Genomic DNA, 13,085 nt, shown 5'->3' with positions numbered 1-13,085 from the left:
TTGTTCATCGAGTGACTGACAAGTCGAACATTTCGACCTGGATGTTTTTTAACCAGCCACTGGCGCTATACCGTCAAAGAGGATGAATCATGAGTGACAAGGATAAACAGCCGTTGGCTGCGTCGGCTTCAGCCCAACCCGAGGCGGAAACCGCCGATGCAGCGCTGCAGCATATTGTTGACGGCTTTTTGCATTTCCATCACGAAATCTTTCCCCAGCAGGAAGAGCTCTTCAAGAAACTCGCCACGGCGCAAGCGCCCAGGGCGATGTTCATCACCTGCGCCGATTCGCGCATCGTGCCCGAGCTGATTACCCATAGCTCCCCAGGCGACCTGTTCGTGACCCGCAACGTCGGCAACGTCGTTCCGCCGTACGGGCAGATGAACGGCGGCGTCTCCACCGCCATCGAATACGCCGTGCTGGCCCTCGGTGTGCAGCACATCATCGTCTGCGGTCACTCCGACTGCGGCGCCATGCGTGCAGTGTTGAATCCCGACACCCTGGAAAAAATGCCCACGGTCAAAGCCTGGTTGCGCCACGCCGAAGTGGCCAAGACCATGGTTCATGACAACTGCCCGTGCGGCGACGAAAAACAGATCATGCCCATCCTCACCGAAGAGAACGTGATCGCGCAGTTGCAGCATTTGCGAACGCATCCCTCGGTCGCCTCTCGCATGGCAAACGGCCAGTTGTTCATCCATGGTTGGGTGTACAACATCGAGACCAGCGAGATCAAAGCCTACGACGCGGACCAGGGCTGTTTCCTGCCGCTCGATGGCAGCCATCCGATACCGGTGGCGACGCCTAAAGCGCGCTTCTAACCACTCCTAAACATCCTTGCGTGGTACAAGCCCAGCCTGCCATTTGAGCGGTCGGGCCTTGCCATGCCTGAAGAAAACTTCGGGAGAGTCGCCATGCGTGCTGCTCAATTAAAAGCTGTTCTGCCACGGGAGCTGTTGGCTTCCGTGGTGGTGTTTCTGGTGGCGCTGCCCTTGTGCATGGGCATTGCCATCGCGTCCGGCCTGCCACCGGCCAAAGGTCTGATCACCGGCATCATCGGTGGTCTGGTGGTGGGTTTTCTGGCCGGCTCCAAGTTGCAAGTCAGCGGCCCGGCCGCCGGGTTGGCGGTACTGGTCTTCGAACTGGTGCGCCAGCACGGCGTCGCGATGCTCGGGCCGATTCTGCTGTTGGCCGGTCTTCTACAGTTACTGGCCGGGCGCTTTCGCCTGGGCTGCTGGTTCCGGGTAACCGCGCCCGCGGTGGTCTACGGGATGCTGGCGGGTATCGGTGTGCTGATCGTGTTGTCCCAGGTCCATGTGATGCTCGACGCGGCGCCTAAGCCGTCGGGGCTGGATAATCTGGCGGCGTTCCCTGCGGCAGTGGCCCAGGCGTTGCCGTCGTTCGGCTGGCAGGCGGGTCTGCTCGGTTTGTCGACGATCGCGGTGATGTGGCTGTGGGAAAAGTTTCGCCCTCACAGCTTGCGCTTTGTTCCCGGTGCCTTGCTCGGCGTGGGCCTGGCGACCATTGCCAGCCTGCTGTTGGCCTTGCAGGTCAAGCGCGTGGAAGTCCCGGAGAACCTTGCCGAAGCCATTGATTGGCTGCGCCCGGCGGACCTGCTGAACCTGGCCGACCCCACGTTGCTGATCGCCGCGTTCGCTGTCGCTTTCATCGCCAGTGCCGAAACGCTGCTCTCGGCCGCCGCCGTGGACCGCATGCACAGCGGCGAACGCGCAGACTTCGACCGGGAACTGTCCGCCCAGGGCATCGGTAATATGCTCTGCGGTCTGCTCGGCGCCCTGCCGATGACCGGCGTGATCGTGCGCAGTTCGGCCAACGTCCAGGCCGGGGCCACCACGCGGATGTCGACGATTTTCCATGGCCTGTGGCTGTTGCTCTTCGTGCTTCTGCTGTCCAGCGTGCTACAGAGCATTCCGGTGGCGAGCCTGGCGGGTGTGTTGGTGTACACCGGTTTCAAACTGGTGGATCTCAAGGCGTTTCGCGGGCTGGGACGGTATGGCCGGATGCCGATGTTCACCTATGCCGCGACGGCGCTGGCGATCATCTTCACCGACCTGCTGACCGGCGTATTGATCGGTTTCGGCCTGACCCTGGCAAAACTGGCCTGGAAAGCCTCCCGACTGAAAATCAGCCTGATCGATCTGCCCCAGGAGGGTGAGATGGAATTGCGACTGGTGGGGGCGGCAACCTTCCTGAAGGTTCCGGCGCTGACCCAGGTGCTGGGCACCATTCCGACAGGCGCGACGGTGCATGTGCCGCTCAATAACCTGAGCTACATCGACCATTCGTGCCTGGAGCTTTTGGAAGAATGGGGCCGGGCGAATGCCAGCAAGGGTTCGAAGTTGTTGATCGAATCCCGTGGGCTCAAGCGCAGGCTGGAAGGGCGCTTGCGCACCACGGTGGGGGTGGGCGCAGCAGCTACCTGACACCTTGAGCAAAATGTGGGAGCGAGCCTGCTCGCGATAGCGGTGAATCAGTCGACATTAATGTTGCAGGTTCAACCGCTATCGCGAGCAGGCTCGCTCCCACAGGGATCTGTGGTGGACACAATTTCTGTGAACACCCACAAGGGGATGAGTGTTTCAGCCAGATCAAGCCGCCGGCTGATCCAGCTCCAGCCCTACTCCCAACTGCCGCGACAGGCACGGCCAGCGTTTCCAGGCAGCGCCCGTGTCCGGGTTGCTGAGTTTTTCCCGGTAAGACTCCACCGACTCCAGCGCAAAGCTGTCTTCGTCGAGCATTTCATCGACCGCGTGATGCACCGCTTCATCCAGTTGATTGGCAAAGGGTTCGCCGATCAAATGGTGAGCGATCAGGTTGGCCACCGTCATATCCAACGGAATCAGCGGCTGGCCGAAGTGCTTGATGTACAGGTCGTTGACCTCTTCCACCAGCCGATGGGCCAGGTAGGCTTCGTCCAGCAGGCTGTCCAGGCCAACGTGACCCTCCATGACCTTGGGTGGCTGGAGGAAAAACTGCTCGGCGATTTTCAGCACCGGTTTGATCTGCGATTCGATGCCGGCTTCGCGGGCCACCTCGTTGGCTGCGTCCAGCAGGTCGGGCACTTGCTCGATATACGCGGTGACAAAGCGGGTCATCACGCCCTTGGCGTCGATGTCCGGCAGTTGGATCGCGGCGTGCAGGTTCGGCAGCTGGGCTTCCAGCTGACGCGTCAGTTGGCCGGTCTCGGCCTCATGTTGTTGGGCTTTTTGGATCTGCTCGCGCAATGCGGCGGTGTTCATGACAACTCCAGGGAACAAGGCAATGAAATAAGGAAGACATAACTTAGCTGGCGCAAAAACACTCCTAAGACCTATTTTTCATAAACCTACTCATCCTTGATACGTCGCAGTTATATCGGTTTGCCATCACTCAGGTTCGCATCCTTCTCCATTCGTGGGCTCTAGCGCAAGCCCTGCCTGTTTCAAACGATTTACGCCATCGCGTTGCGAGGTTGCAGTCGCTGTCTATACTCGGTTTGGAATGGAGTTAGCTGATGACACCCGATTGCATGTGCAGCAAGGCGCGGCGAGTCAAGTTGGTAGTCTGAAGTAGCCGATCCCTTGCCGCTGGCGTTACGCCGACGGGATAACAAGAACGATAAGGGGAACCCGCAATGACGCGACATCCACACGTATGGATGGGCCTCCTGTTGTGGTCGATTTTCAGCCAGGCGCAAGCGGCCTGGACTGTGAATATGGCGCCTGGAGCGACACAGATCAGCAATGCAGTGTTCGACCTGCACATGACCATCTTCTGGATCTGTGTAGTGATCGGCATCATCGTCTTCGGCGCCATGTTCTGGTCGATGATGATGCACCGCCGCTCAACCGGCCAGAACGCGGCCAATTTCCACGAAAACACCCGCGTCGAAATCCTCTGGACCATCGTGCCTTTCCTGATCCTGGTTGCCATGGCGGTTCCCGCCACCGCGACCCTGATCAAGATGTACGACTCCAGCGAGTCGGACATCGATATCCAGGTCACCGGCTATCAGTGGAAGTGGCACTACAAGTACCTGGGGCAGGACGTCGAGTTCTTCAGCAACCTGGCCACCCCCGCCGAACAAATCAATAACCAGAGCGCCAAGGGCGAACATTACCTGCTGGAAGTCGACAAGCCGCTGGTGCTGCCGGTCGATGCCAAGGTGCGCTTTCTGGTCACCTCCGCCGACGTGATCCACTCCTGGTGGGTGCCAGCGTTCGCGGTCAAACGCGATGCGATTCCCGGCTTCGTCAACGAAGCCTGGACCCGCGTCGACAAGCCCGGCCTGTATCGCGGCCAATGCGCCGAACTGTGCGGCAAGGACCACGGGTTCATGCCCATCGTTGTCGAGGTCAAGAGCAAGCCCGACTACGAAGCATGGCTGGCCGAGCGCAAGGCCGAAGCGGCGCAACTCAAAGAGCTGACCAGCAAGGAATGGACCCTGCAAGAGCTCATCGAACGTGGCGACAAGGTCTATCACACCACCTGCGTGGCCTGTCACCAGGCCGAAGGCCAGGGCCTGCCGCCGATGTTCCCGGCGCTCAAGGGCTCGAAAATCGCCACTGGCCCTGTGGCTGATCACCTGAACATTGTCTTCCACGGCAAACCGGGCACCTCCATGGCGGCGTTCGGCAAACAGTTGTCGGAAGTCGATATCGCGGCGGTCGTGACCTATGAACGTAACGCCTGGGGCAACAACAAGGGCGACATGGTTACGCCTAAACAAGTGCTGGAACTCAAACAGGCAGAAAGCCAATGAGCCGGCCTGACGTTTGTTCCCGCAACCGGTCGCAGCTCATCGCCGCGCGCCGCCCAGCCCACTCGTTCGAAGGAGACAGGACATGAGTGCTGTGATCGATGACCACGGTCATGCCGACCACGCCCACGGCCCCGCCAAAGGGCTGATGCGCTGGGTACTGACCACCAACCACAAGGATATCGGCACGCTGTACCTGTGGTTCGCCTTCTCCATGTTCCTGCTGGGCGGCTCGTTCGCCATGGTGATCCGTGCCGAGCTGTTCCAGCCCGGCCTGCAGATCGTGCAGCCGGAGTTCTTCAACCAGATGACCACCATGCATGGCCTGGTGATGGTCTTCGGCGCGGTGATGCCGGCCTTCGTCGGCCTGGCCAACTGGATGATCCCACTGATGATCGGGGCGCCGGACATGGCCCTGCCACGGATGAACAACTTCAGTTTCTGGTTGTTGCCGGCGGCGTTCCTGATGCTGGTGTCGACCCTGTTCACCCCCGGCGGCGGGCCGAACTTCGGCTGGACTTTCTACGCACCGCTGTCCACCACCTATGCGCCGGAAAGCGTGACGTTCTTTATCTTTGCCATCCACCTGATGGGCATCAGCTCGATCATGGGCGCGATCAACGTGGTCGCCACCATCCTCAACCTGCGCGCCCCCGGCATGACGTTGATGAAAATGCCGCTGTTCGTCTGGACCTGGCTGATCACCGCGTTCCTGCTGATCGCGGTGATGCCGGTGCTGGCCGGCTGCGTGACGATGATGCTGATGGACATCCACTTCGGCACCAGCTTCTTCAGTGCTGCCGGCGGCGGTGACCCGGTACTGTTCCAGCACGTGTTCTGGTTCTTCGGCCATCCCGAGGTGTACATCATGATCCTGCCGGCCTTCGGTGCCGTCAGCTCGATCATCCCGGCCTTCTCCCGCAAACCGTTGTTTGGCTACACCTCCATGGTTTATGCCACAGCGGCCATTGCGTTCCTGTCGTTCATCGTCTGGGCGCACCACATGTTCGTGGTGGGCATTCCGCTGGTGGGCGAGCTGTTCTTCATGTACGCCACCCTGCTGATCGCCGTGCCCACCGGGGTAAAGGTGTTCAACTGGGCCAGCACTATGTGGCAAGGCTCGCTGACCTTCGAGACGCCGATGCTGTTTGCCGTGGCGTTCGTGATCCTGTTTTCCATCGGCGGCTTCTCCGGGCTGATGCTGGCCATCGCCCCGGCGGACTTCCAGTACCAGGACACCTACTTCGTGGTCGCGCACTTCCACTATGTGCTGGTGCCCGGCGCGATCTTCGGGATCTTCGCCTCGGCCTACTACTGGCTGCCGAAATGGACCGGCCACATGTACGACGAAACCCTCGGCAAGCTGCACTTCTGGCTGTCGTTCGTCGGCATGAACCTGGCGTTCTTCCCGATGCACTTCGTAGGCCTGGCGGGCATGCCCCGGCGGATCCCGGACTACAACCTGCAGTTCGCCGACTTCAACATGGTCTCGTCCATCGGCGCGTTCATGTTCGGCACCACGCAGTTGTTCTTCCTGTTCATCGTGATCAAGACCATCCGTGGCGGCGAACCGGCTCCGGCCAAACCGTGGGATGGGGCTGAGGGGTTGGAGTGGAGCGTGCCTTCACCGGCGCCGTATCACACCTTCACTACGCCGCCGGAAGTGAAATAGATGACACCGGGGCCCTATGTGGGAGCGAGCTTGCTCGCGATAGCGGTGTGTCTGACACACCGCGTCGCCGCCATCGCGAGCAAGCTCGCTCCCACAGGGTTCTCGGTAGGGACTGGAAATCATGGCTGATTCGATTTCGCTGAAGAAACTGGTCACGCGCCTGCTAGTGGTAGTGGTGGCCATGTTTGCCTTCGGGTTTGCCCTGGTGCCGATCTACGACGTGATGTGCCGGGTATTCGGCATCAACGGCAAAACCGCAGGGCAGTACGAAGGTGAACAAATCGTCGATCAATCGCGCCAGGTTCGCGTGCAGTTCCTGTCGACCAACTCCGTGGACATGGTCTGGGATTTCTATCCTAAAGCCGACCAATTGGTGGTTCAGCCCGGGGCCGTGAACGAGATGGTGTTCATTGCCCACAACCCCACCGATCGGCCGATGAGCGCCCAGGCAGTCCCCAGCATCGCGCCGAGCAACGCGGCGGCCTATTTCCACAAGACCGAATGCTTTTGTTTTACCCAGCAAGTGCTGCAACCCGGCGAACGTATCGAAATGCCCATGCGCTTCATCGTTGACCGGGACATGCCCAAGGAAGTGAAGCACCTGACGCTGTCCTACACGCTGTTCGATATCACCGCTCGTCATCCACCGGTGGCTGTAAACACTGACCGATAGCGTGCCCGATAAGGAGAACAATAAATGGCAACTCACGAACACTATTACGTTCCGGCCCAGAGTAAATGGCCGATCATCGCCACCGTCGGGATGTTCGTCACGGTGTACGGCCTGGCGACCTGGTTCAACGACCTGAAGGCTGACCGGCCCGACTCCAACGGCCCGCTGATCTTTTTTGTCGGCGGCCTGTTGCTGGCCTACATGCTGTTCGGCTGGTTCGGCGCGGTCATCAAGGAAAGTCGCGCCGGGCTCTACAGTGCGCAGCTCGACCGCTCGTTTCGCTGGGGCATGAGCTGGTTCATCTTCTCTGAAGTGATGTTTTTCATCGCCTTCTTCGGCGCGCTGTTCTATGTGCGCATGATCTCGGCGCCTGGCTTAGCCGGTGAAGGCAGCAAGGGCCTGTCGGAGATGCTTTGGCCGAACTTCGAATACGTCTGGCCGTTGCTGAACAACCCCGACCCTAAGCTTTTCCCTCCGCCCAAGGATGTGATCAGCCCTTGGGGCTTGCCGCTGCTCAACACCATCCTGCTGGTCAGTTCCAGCGTCACCGTGACCATCGCCCACCATGCCCTGAAAAAAGGCCATCGCGGTGCGCTGAAAATCTGGCTGGCTATCACCGTGCTGCTGGGTTGCGCCTTCCTGGGCTTCCAGGCCGAGGAATACATCCACGCCTATAAAGAGCTGGGCCTGACGCTGGGCTCGGGCATCTATGGCGCAACGTTCTTCATGCTCACCGGTTTCCACGGCGCTCACGTCACCATCGGCACGATCATTTTGTTCGTAATGCTGATGCGCATCATGCGCGGGCATTTCGACAACGAGCATCAGTTCGGCTTCGAGGCCGCGAGCTGGTACTGGCACTTCGTCGATGTGGTGTGGATCGGCTTGTTCTTCTTCGTCTACATCCTCTGAGGCAGCCGTTACCAAGGCGGCTCTTTACCAAGGAGCATGCGACACCAACTGGCCGCTGAAAAAACCCCAGGCAATCAAGCCGACGGTGGCGGCGGCCAGACTGACCCGAATCGCCAGGGCGATGACCAGGCGATTGGAACTGCTGTCGTCCTTGACCAGAAAAAACAGGCCGCTGAACAGGCTCGCAATCGTGGCAATCAGCATCAGGACGATGGCTGCTTTTAGCATTAGGGACACTCCGGGGGGACGCGATGCACGTGAGTATAGCTATCTCGTTCGACAGCTTTGGAACGGCGCCATGAAAGGCTTCCGGCCAGGCATCGTGCCGTCACTGGTGGTAGCCGTGCTGTTGCCGGTGATGGTGTGCCTGGGGTTCTGGCAATTGAGCCGGGGCGAACAAAAGCGCGTGCTCATGGACAGTTACGCCGAACGCCGCGTGGCGCAGCCGATGGCAAGCGTGGAGCTGCAACACACGGCGGACCCGGCCTTTCGACCGGTCAGCCTGCGGGGCCAGTTCGACGCCGAACACAGCATCCTGCTGGATAACCGCCAGCACGACGGCAAGGTCGGCGTGGAGTTGCTACAACCCTTTCTAGACCAGGCGACCGGGCTCTGGCTGCTGGTCAATCGTGGCTGGTTGCCCTGGCCTGACCGGCGCACTCCGCCGGCCTTCAGCACCCCCGAACAAGCGGTGAACCTTCAAGCCTGGGTCTACGTTGCTCCGGGCACCACGTTCCAGCTCCACGCCGACCCAGCCGACGCCCCGTGGCCGCGACTGGTGACCGCGGTCGAGCCGGACAAGCTCTGGGCCGAACTGGGCCGCAACGGTTTCGCCTACCAATTACGCCAACAAAGCGGCCCCGGCGCCTATCGGACCGATTGGCCGGTAGTGGCCATGGGGCCGGAAAAACACCTCGGCTATGCCGTGCAGTGGTTCGCCATGGCGGCGGCGCTGTTCGGCCTCTTTCTTTATCTCGGATGGCACAACGCAGGGAGACAGCATGGGAACCACCATGAATCCAACCAACACGTCTGAGGCACCTACGGCGCGCAACCGTCGCAAGGGGCGCCTGCAACTGCTGCTGATCGTGCTCGGGGTGATCGGCCCGATGATCCTGGCCACCGGCATGTACAAATTCCAGTTCTGGGTCCCGGAAAGCCGCAGCTACCACGGCGAACTGATCGGCAACGGCCAGACCCGCGCCGAGATCGGCGTACAAGCCGATGAGCGGCGCTGGCAGATCCTGGTCACGGCGCCGCAGGAATGTTCGGCTGATTGCCGGCAACTGGTCTACCTGGCCCGTCAGGTGCAGATCGGCCTGGGTCGCGACGCCTCCCGCGCCAGCCATGCCCTGGCCATCGCCCAGCCGCTGGACGCGCAATACGACGCCCAACTGCAACGCGAATACCCCCAACTGCAACGCTACCCGCTGGACCTGCCGGCCTATCAGAAAGGCGCCCAAGGCAGCGGCGAAGCGCAGCTGTGGATCATCGATCCCCATAGCAACCTGGTGCTGCGCTATGACGCCCGGGTCAAGGGCAAGGCACTGCTCAACGACCTGCGACATCTGTTGAAACTGTCGAACATCGGATGAGGGCAACGACATGGCCAAACCTGGATTTCGCCTCGCGCTGTTTGCCACGTTGCTGGCACTGATCGTCGTACTGCTGGGCGCCTACACCCGGCTCACCCACGCCGGCCTCGGCTGCCCGGACTGGCCCGGTTGCTACGGCTTCATCAGCGTACCCAAGAGCGAAGCCCAGCTGGCACATGCCGAACTGCACTTTCCCGACGCCCCGGTGGAAGCCCACAAGGGCTGGAACGAGATGGTCCATCGCTACTTCGCCGGCCTGCTGGGGCTGATGATTACCGTGCTGGCTGCCCGGGCCTGGATGAACCGGCGTCACCCAGGCCTGCCCTTGAAGCTGCCCCTGTTTCTGCTGGCGGTGGTCTTTGCCCAGGCGGCGTTCGGCATGTGGACCGTGACCCTCAAGCTGTGGCCGCAAGTGGTGACCGGGCATTTGCTGGGCGGGTTCGCGACCCTCAGCCTGCTGTTTCTGCTTACGTTGAGATTGTCTGGTGTGTTGCCGGCGCTGACCGTGCCCAAGCGTCTGCAACATTGGGCCACCGCCGGGTTACTGCTGGTGATCGGCCAGATCGCCCTCGGCGGTTGGGTCAGCTCCAATTACGCCGCCGTAGCCTGCATCGATTTCCCGACCTGCCACGGCCAATGGCTACCACCGGCGGATTTTGCCAACGGCTTTCATCTGACCCAGCACATCGGCCCCAACTACCTGGGTGGCCAACTCGACAGCGATGCGCGCACCGCCATTCACTTGACCCACCGTATCGGCGCGTTGCTGGTGACGGTGGTGCTGTTGGGGCTGGCTTGGCAGTTGAAGACCGTCGGCATGACACGCCTGGCCGGGCTGGTGTTGATAGCCCTGGCGGCCCAGATCAGCCTGGGCATCAGCAACGTGCTGTTCCACCTGCCGCTGCCGGTCGCCGTGGCCCACAACGCCGGAGGCGCCGCGCTGTTGTTGAGCCTGGTGTTGGTCAATTATCACGCCCGTACCAGCCTGGTCCGGGTCAAGCATCAAGTCCCGCTGCGCTGGCGCTTCAACCCGCATAAACACGGCCCCAGCCCCATAACAATAAAAGGAGAGATGCCATGGCAACCTTGACCGGTGAACGCCACAGCCAAGCGATCTGGCGCGATTATCTGGAGCTGACCAAGCCCAAAGTGGTGGTGCTGATGCTGATCACCTCGCTGGTGGGCATGTTCCTCGCCACCCGCGCCGGGGTGCCGTGGACGGTGCTGGTGTTCGGCAACCTGGGCATCGCCCTGTGTGCCGGCGGCGCGGCGGCGGTCAACCATGTGGTGGACCGGCGCATCGATGCGGTGATGGCCCGTACCCATAAACGCCCGCTGGCCGAAGGCCGAGTCTCACCGGCCGCCGCACTGACCTTCGCCCTCGCACTGGCTGTGGCCGGCCAAGCGCTGTTGCTGGCGTTCACCAACCCGCTGACCGCCTGGCTGACCCTGGCCTCCTTGCTCGGTTATGCGGTGATCTACACCGGTTTCCTCAAACGGGCGACGCCGCAGAACATCGTCATCGGCGGCCTGGCCGGCGCGGCACCACCGTTGCTGGGCTGGGTGGCCGCCACCGGTCATGTCAGCGCCGAACCGCTGCTGCTGGTGCTGATCATCTTCGCCTGGACCCCGCCGCATTTCTGGGCCCTGGCGATTCATCGCAAGGAGGAATACGCCAAGGCCGATATCCCGATGCTGCCGGTGACCCATGGCGAGCACTACACCAAAATCCATATCCTGCTGTACACCCTGGCGCTGCTGGCGGTGAGCCTGATGCCCTTTGTGATCCAGATGAGCGGCTTGCTGTATCTGGTTTGCGCCCTCGTGCTGGGCGCCCGGTTTCTGCAATGGGCCGTGGTGTTGTACCGTGGCAGTCGGCCGCACGCGGCGATCAACACGTTCAAGTACTCTATCTGGTACTTGTTCCTGCTGTTCATCGCCCTGCTTGTAGATCACTACTTACTGTTGAGCCTATGACTCGAACCCAGAAAACCGTCTTCATTCTCGTGGCCGTGATCGCGCTGATCCTCGGCCTTACCATCAATAAAGTGCTGACCGGCAAAGGCGAAGGCGACCCCACGGCGCTGATCGACGCCGGCATCATCCTGCTGCCTCAAAGCCGCAACCTGCCGGACGTGAAAATGACCGACCAGGACGGTCAGCCAGTGACGATGGACGGGTTGAAAGACAAATGGAGCCTGCTGTTCTTCGGCTACACCTTCTGCCCGGACATATGCCCGACCACCCTCGCCCAACTGCGCCAGATCAAAAGCGAACTGCCGCCCGAGGCTGTGGATAAATTGCAGATCGTGCTGGTAAGCGTCGACCCGAACCGCGACACGCCCAAGCAACTCAAGCAGTACCTGGGCTACTTCGACCCGCAGTTCATCGGCCTGACCCCGTCATCGATCGAAGACCTGCAGAAACTCGCCAACGCGGTGAGCATTCCGTTCATCCCGGCGGACACCAGCAAACCCAACTACACGGTTGATCACAGCGGTAACCTCGCAGTCATCGGACCGGACGGTACTCAACGCGGGTTTATTCGTGCGCCGTTGAACAACCAGAAGCTAGTGGCGCAGTTGCCAGAGATGCTGAAACGCAAATAAGGCCATCACAGAACGCTCGCTCCCACCGCCATTCACCTGTGGGAGCGAGCCTGCTCGCGATGAAATCGACTCGGTTCCAGACCAAAACAAGTCACCCGCATCGCCGGCAAACCCCGCTCCTACAGAACCTGCCTACACACCTCATCAAGCCACGCATCCTTGCGCCTTTGCCTACAACTACGCCAGAATCCGCCCGCTTGTGCGCCTTTTCCCTGGGCTCTATTGTCTTTCCTGCCACTGCCCATCAGTGGTCGGGTTTAGTAGCCCGGGTCCCACTTCGGTTGTACAAGTCTCATCAGTCAGGCATTTGCCTGTTCTCGATGGTGGCTGTGCGCATGGCGCCCTTGGGCGCGCCGGGTTTGGTGTGGGTTACCGGTCTACTAACTTGCGCACAGCCGCCACCCTTTCGTTTAGTAGCGAGATGGTGCGGCCTAATATGAGGCCCACACCTATGTTCAAAATAACCCCGAATCCGCCAGAGGCAGATTCCACTTCTACATCCGCAAAATCGAAAGCCAAGCAGCAAGACGAAACCACCAAACGCGTGCTGGATCACTACTTGCTGCCGAAATCTGAAAAGTCTCAAGACGACCCCAAACCGGGGCAGCTATACACCGTCGTGAAAGGTCTCGATAACGAATGCTTGCTTGCCAACCTCGGCGAAACCCTGGCTTCGGCTGATGCCATGGTGAGTGATCTGGCGTTTGATCTGGATGGATCGAGGCGCCATGTGGCGCAGGGGATTCAGCAGTTGATTGAGCTGAGTTCGTTGTTGGCGAATCGGGTGTTGGATAACGTGGAGCCACGTTAACCGCAACACCATCAAGCTGTGTGGCGAGGAGATATTCCCCTCGCCACACATTGC

General features: G+C 60.6%; 14 protein-coding genes. 12 read left to right on the top strand and 2 right to left on the bottom strand.

Features of this window, described 5'->3' with window-relative positions; translation table 11 throughout:
* The first annotated feature begins 89 nt into the window (after positions 1 to 89).
* Positions 90 to 821, top strand: a complete 732-nt coding sequence (locus GKKCFE_RS26455; protein WP_047230057.1) for a carbonic anhydrase — start codon at positions 90 to 92, stop codon at positions 819 to 821.
* 93 nt (positions 822 to 914) lie between these two features.
* Positions 915 to 2,444: a SulP family inorganic anion transporter gene (locus GKKCFE_RS26450; protein ID WP_316912420.1), complete on the top strand. Its 1,530-nt coding sequence runs from the start codon at positions 915 to 917 to the stop codon at positions 2,442 to 2,444.
* Positions 2,445 to 2,609: 165 nt separating this feature from the next.
* On the opposite strand, the gene GKKCFE_RS26445 is transcribed toward GKKCFE_RS26450, so the two are convergent.
* Positions 2,610 to 3,260, bottom strand: coding sequence for a hypothetical protein (locus GKKCFE_RS26445; RefSeq protein WP_047230055.1), 651 nt, complete (start codon positions 3,258 to 3,260; stop codon positions 2,610 to 2,612).
* Between the two features lie 374 nt (positions 3,261 to 3,634).
* On the opposite strand from GKKCFE_RS26445, the gene coxB reads away from it, so the two are divergent.
* From coxB to GKKCFE_RS26425, 4 genes are all read left to right on the top strand, one after another.
* Complete coding sequence (coxB, locus tag GKKCFE_RS26440; RefSeq protein ID WP_047230054.1) at positions 3,635 to 4,762, top strand: cytochrome c oxidase subunit II; 1,128 nt, start codon at positions 3,635 to 3,637, stop codon at positions 4,760 to 4,762.
* A gap of 82 nt (positions 4,763 to 4,844) precedes the next feature.
* Positions 4,845 to 6,431: a cytochrome c oxidase subunit I gene (gene ctaD / locus GKKCFE_RS26435; protein WP_047230053.1), complete on the top strand. Its 1,587-nt coding sequence runs from the start codon at positions 4,845 to 4,847 to the stop codon at positions 6,429 to 6,431.
* A gap of 121 nt (positions 6,432 to 6,552) precedes the next feature.
* Positions 6,553 to 7,104 (top strand): cytochrome c oxidase assembly protein, encoded by a 552-nt coding sequence (locus tag GKKCFE_RS26430; RefSeq protein ID WP_047230052.1) that lies wholly within the window; start codon positions 6,553 to 6,555, stop codon positions 7,102 to 7,104.
* A 24-nt stretch (positions 7,105 to 7,128) separates the two neighbouring features.
* On the top strand, positions 7,129 to 8,016 hold the full coding sequence (locus GKKCFE_RS26425; RefSeq protein WP_047230051.1) for a cytochrome c oxidase subunit 3: 888 nt from the start codon (positions 7,129 to 7,131) through the stop codon (positions 8,014 to 8,016).
* Between the two features lie 24 nt (positions 8,017 to 8,040).
* Here GKKCFE_RS26425 and GKKCFE_RS26420 read toward each other — a convergent pair whose 3' ends face one another.
* Complete coding sequence (locus GKKCFE_RS26420; RefSeq protein ID WP_014335867.1) at positions 8,041 to 8,244, bottom strand: twin transmembrane helix small protein; 204 nt, start codon at positions 8,242 to 8,244, stop codon at positions 8,041 to 8,043.
* A gap of 70 nt (positions 8,245 to 8,314) precedes the next feature.
* Between GKKCFE_RS26420 and GKKCFE_RS26415 the strand changes: the two genes are divergently transcribed.
* From GKKCFE_RS26415 to GKKCFE_RS26390, 6 genes are all read left to right on the top strand, one after another.
* Positions 8,315 to 9,052, top strand: coding sequence for an SURF1 family protein (locus tag GKKCFE_RS26415; RefSeq protein WP_047230050.1), 738 nt, complete (start codon positions 8,315 to 8,317; stop codon positions 9,050 to 9,052).
* Complete coding sequence (locus GKKCFE_RS26410; protein ID WP_316912419.1) at positions 9,018 to 9,611, top strand: hypothetical protein; 594 nt, start codon at positions 9,018 to 9,020, stop codon at positions 9,609 to 9,611. The genes GKKCFE_RS26415 and GKKCFE_RS26410 overlap by 35 nt, the downstream gene beginning before the upstream one ends.
* 10 nt (positions 9,612 to 9,621) lie before the next feature.
* Positions 9,622 to 10,701 (top strand): COX15/CtaA family protein, encoded by a 1,080-nt coding sequence (locus GKKCFE_RS26405; protein WP_316912418.1) that lies wholly within the window; start codon positions 9,622 to 9,624, stop codon positions 10,699 to 10,701.
* Positions 10,689 to 11,588: a heme o synthase gene (gene cyoE, locus GKKCFE_RS26400; RefSeq protein ID WP_107323205.1), complete on the top strand. Its 900-nt coding sequence runs from the start codon at positions 10,689 to 10,691 to the stop codon at positions 11,586 to 11,588. The genes GKKCFE_RS26405 and cyoE overlap by 13 nt, the downstream gene beginning before the upstream one ends.
* The gene (locus GKKCFE_RS26395; protein ID WP_076383131.1) at positions 11,585 to 12,220 is read left to right on the top strand and encodes an SCO family protein; all 636 of its coding nucleotides are present in this window, start codon (positions 11,585 to 11,587) and stop codon (positions 12,218 to 12,220) included. Before cyoE ends, GKKCFE_RS26395 begins: the two co-directional genes overlap by 4 nt.
* A gap of 451 nt (positions 12,221 to 12,671) precedes the next feature.
* Positions 12,672 to 13,031, top strand: a complete 360-nt coding sequence (locus GKKCFE_RS26390) for a DUF6124 family protein (RefSeq protein WP_445577297.1) — start codon at positions 12,672 to 12,674, stop codon at positions 13,029 to 13,031.
* Positions 13,032 to 13,085 lie beyond the last annotated feature (54 nt).

The sequence above is a fragment of the Pseudomonas sp. E141 genome (genome assembly GCF_052659885.1).
This window is presented reverse-complemented; position numbering and strand designations above follow the sequence as displayed.

What these genes read in the sequence shown, in the direction of transcription:
- GKKCFE_RS26455 (WP_047230057.1), top strand. Translation starts at nt 90, where the DNA reads ATGAGTGACAAGGATAAACAGCCGTTGGCTGCGTCGGCTTCAGCCCAA.
- GKKCFE_RS26450 (WP_316912420.1), top strand. Translation starts at nt 915, where the DNA reads ATGCGTGCTGCTCAATTAAAAGCTGTTCTGCCACGGGAGCTGTTGGCT.
- GKKCFE_RS26445 (WP_047230055.1), bottom strand. Translation starts at nt 3,260, where the DNA reads ATGAACACCGCCGCATTGCGCGAGCAGATCCAAAAAGCCCAACAACAT.
- coxB (WP_047230054.1), top strand. Translation starts at nt 3,635, where the DNA reads ATGACGCGACATCCACACGTATGGATGGGCCTCCTGTTGTGGTCGATT.
- ctaD (WP_047230053.1), top strand. Translation starts at nt 4,845, where the DNA reads ATGAGTGCTGTGATCGATGACCACGGTCATGCCGACCACGCCCACGGC.
- GKKCFE_RS26430 (WP_047230052.1), top strand. Translation starts at nt 6,553, where the DNA reads ATGGCTGATTCGATTTCGCTGAAGAAACTGGTCACGCGCCTGCTAGTG.
- GKKCFE_RS26425 (WP_047230051.1), top strand. Translation starts at nt 7,129, where the DNA reads ATGGCAACTCACGAACACTATTACGTTCCGGCCCAGAGTAAATGGCCG.
- GKKCFE_RS26420 (WP_014335867.1), bottom strand. Translation starts at nt 8,244, where the DNA reads ATGCTAAAAGCAGCCATCGTCCTGATGCTGATTGCCACGATTGCGAGC.
- GKKCFE_RS26415 (WP_047230050.1), top strand. Translation starts at nt 8,315, where the DNA reads ATGAAAGGCTTCCGGCCAGGCATCGTGCCGTCACTGGTGGTAGCCGTG.
- GKKCFE_RS26410 (WP_316912419.1), top strand. Translation starts at nt 9,018, where the DNA reads ATGGGAACCACCATGAATCCAACCAACACGTCTGAGGCACCTACGGCG.
- GKKCFE_RS26405 (WP_316912418.1), top strand. Translation starts at nt 9,622, where the DNA reads ATGGCCAAACCTGGATTTCGCCTCGCGCTGTTTGCCACGTTGCTGGCA.
- cyoE (WP_107323205.1), top strand. Translation starts at nt 10,689, where the DNA reads ATGGCAACCTTGACCGGTGAACGCCACAGCCAAGCGATCTGGCGCGAT.
- GKKCFE_RS26395 (WP_076383131.1), top strand. Translation starts at nt 11,585, where the DNA reads ATGACTCGAACCCAGAAAACCGTCTTCATTCTCGTGGCCGTGATCGCG.
- GKKCFE_RS26390 (WP_445577297.1), top strand. Translation starts at nt 12,672, where the DNA reads ATGTTCAAAATAACCCCGAATCCGCCAGAGGCAGATTCCACTTCTACA.